This window comes from Actinocorallia lasiicapitis, from assembly GCF_054778695.1.
The window spans coordinates 1-2,473 of sequence record NZ_BAAGZI010000588.1; the positions used below are offsets into that span (position 1 = coordinate 1).

The window sequence follows — 2,473 nt, forward strand, 5'->3', positions numbered from 1 at the left end:
GAGGGCGTCGCGGACGCCCGGCGGGATCGTGGTGGGCGAGCCGCCGTTCTGCCAGAGCCGCGCGGTCTGCTCGATGAAGAAGGGGTTGCCGCCGGTGCGGCGGCAGACCTCGGCGGCCAGCTCGGGCCCGGGATCGCGGCCCGCCGTCCGGACGACGAGGGCGCGGGTCTCCTCGGGGCCGAGGCCGGTGAGGGTGACGGTCGTGGCCTTGGCGACCAGCGGCGACATCAGCGGCGCGAGCCGGTGCCCGACGGCCTCGGCCTCGTCGTCGCGGTAGGTGCCGACCAGCAGCAGCCGTTCGAACCAGGTGTGCTGCGCGGCGAACTCCAGCAGCCGCAGCGACGCCTCGTCCGCCCAGTGCAGATCCTCCAGGACGACCACGACGGCCCGCTCCTGCGACGCCTCGACCAGCGCGGTGGCGACGGCGTCGAAGAGCTGGAACTCCGCCAGTTCCGCATCCCCCGGCTCCTCGCCCACCAGCACGCCGAGCGCCCGGGGCCGCCCGATGGACGGCGCGTGCCTGCGCACCGCCCGCACCACCTGCGTCCACGGCCAGAAGCCGGGGGCGCTGCCGGAATCCCAGCACGCCCCGCTGACGACGAGCGCGCCGCGCTTTCTGGCCTCGGCGACTCCGGACGCGACCAGCGCGCTCTTGCCGATGCCCGCCTCACCCGCGATGAGGACCAGCCCGCCGTGGCTGGCGTCGACACGGGCGATCTCGCCCGCCAGCGCCGTCTCGGCGCGCGCCCGCCCGATCAGACCGCCCATGGACGACCACGCTACTCAACCGCACCGACAGAACGACCGCTCCGGCCGACCAAGCCCGTGCTTTCGGGACGGACCGCACCGGGTTTCGGACACCTTTCGATCACGGTTGACGGGTTGACGCCGGTCAACGATTGTCGGAAACGCCGGGTGGGGTGAAATATGTCCACTCTGTATGGGGATGAACTGAGGGGCTGGGCATGAGCGCCGAGGTGCGGCTGAGTGGCGGGCTGACGACGCCACGGATCGTCTTTCTGGTCGTGGCCGCGGCGGCGCCGCTGGTCGCGATGGCGGGGACCGTACCGCTGTCGATGGGGCACGGGAACGGCGCCGGGGTGCCCGGCGCGTATCTCGTGGCGACCGTCACGCTGGTCTGCTTCTCCGTGGGGTACGCGGCGATGGCGCGGAGCGTCACCGGCCGCGGCGGGTTCTACGCCTATCTCGCGCGCGGTCTCGGCCGGCCGTTCGCGGCGGCGGGCGCGGTGCTCGCGCTCGTCGGGTACAACGGCCTGGTCGCGGCGCTCGCCGGCGGTCTCGGCTACTTCCTCGCCCACGAGGCGGGGGCGCCAGGACCCTGGTGGGTGTACAGCGGGGTCGCGGTGCTCATCATGGGGCTGCTCGGGCGGCGCAGCATCGATCTGTCGGCCAAGGTGCTGGCGGCGCTGATGATCTGCGAGGTCGCGGTGCTCGTGGTGTTCGACCTCGGGGTCCTGCTGGACCGGGGCACGGACGCCCTGGTGGTCGCGTCGTTCACCCCGTCCGAGATCTTCTCCGGGGCGCCCGGGGTGGCGTTCATGTTCGCGTTCGGGTCGTTCGCCGGATACGAGGCGGCGGCGCTGTACGCGGAGGAGACCCGCGAACCGGCGAAGTCCGTGCCGCGCGCCACCTACGCGGCCGTCCTGGTGATCGGGATCTTCTACACGCTGACGAGCTGGCTGATGGTGGGCGCGGTGGGCGCGGACCGGGCGAAGGCCGTGGCCGACGCCCAGGAAGGCGACCTGTTCTTCAACATCACCGCCGACGTGCTGGGCGAGGCCGCCGAGTCGGTGTTCGGGCTGCTCGTCATCACCAGCGTGTTCGCCTCCCTGCTGTCGGCGCACAACGCCACCAACCGGTACCTTTTCGCGCTCGCCCACGACGGTCTCGCGCCCGCCCGGATCGGTGACGCCCACCCGCGGCTCGGCTCGCCGTTCCGTGCCAGCCTCGCCCAGACCCTGTTCGTCGCGGCGGTGATCGCGGTGTTCGCCATCGCGGGCCTCGACCCGTACACCAATCTGGTGACGGTGATGAGCGGTCTGTCCACGCTGGGCATCGTGCTGCTCCAGGCGCTGACCGCGGTCGCGTGCGTCGTCCACTTCCGCCGTCAGGGCGGTGGTTCGGTGCTGCGGACCCTGGTCCTGCCGCTGGCGGGCTGCGCCGGGCTGCTGACCGGCGCGTCCCTGCTGCTCCTGCATTTCGACACGCTCGCCGACACCGACGCCCCGGCCGTCCTGGCGCTGCCGTACGTGGTCCTGCTGCTCGCGGTGGCCGGGGCGGTCCACGCGCTGCGGCTCCGCCGCGCCGATCCGGAGCGGTACGCCCGGATCGGCGCCTTCGACGGGAGGCCCGATGCCCTCGAACCCCGCTGAACCGGCCCTCGACCTGCCGGGCGAGGGGATCGTCCCCACGGCCGAGCGGGTGGCGGACTACCTCGCCCACTGGGCGGCCG

At 73.0% G+C, this 2,473-nt stretch carries 2 protein-coding genes; one reads left to right on the forward strand and one right to left on the reverse strand.

Features of this window, described 5'->3' with window-relative positions; translation table 11 throughout:
• A partial coding sequence (locus ACYVE7_RS32545; protein ID WP_460370221.1) for an ATP-binding protein occupies positions 1-768 on the reverse strand: 768 nt, incomplete at its 3' end.
• A 197-nt stretch (positions 769-965) separates the two neighbouring features.
• Between ACYVE7_RS32545 and ACYVE7_RS32550 the strand changes: the two genes are divergently transcribed.
• On the forward strand, positions 966-2,393 hold the full coding sequence (locus ACYVE7_RS32550; RefSeq protein ID WP_460370223.1) for an APC family permease: 1,428 nt from the start codon (positions 966-968) through the stop codon (positions 2,391-2,393).
• The last annotated feature ends 80 nt before the right edge of the window (positions 2,394-2,473 follow it).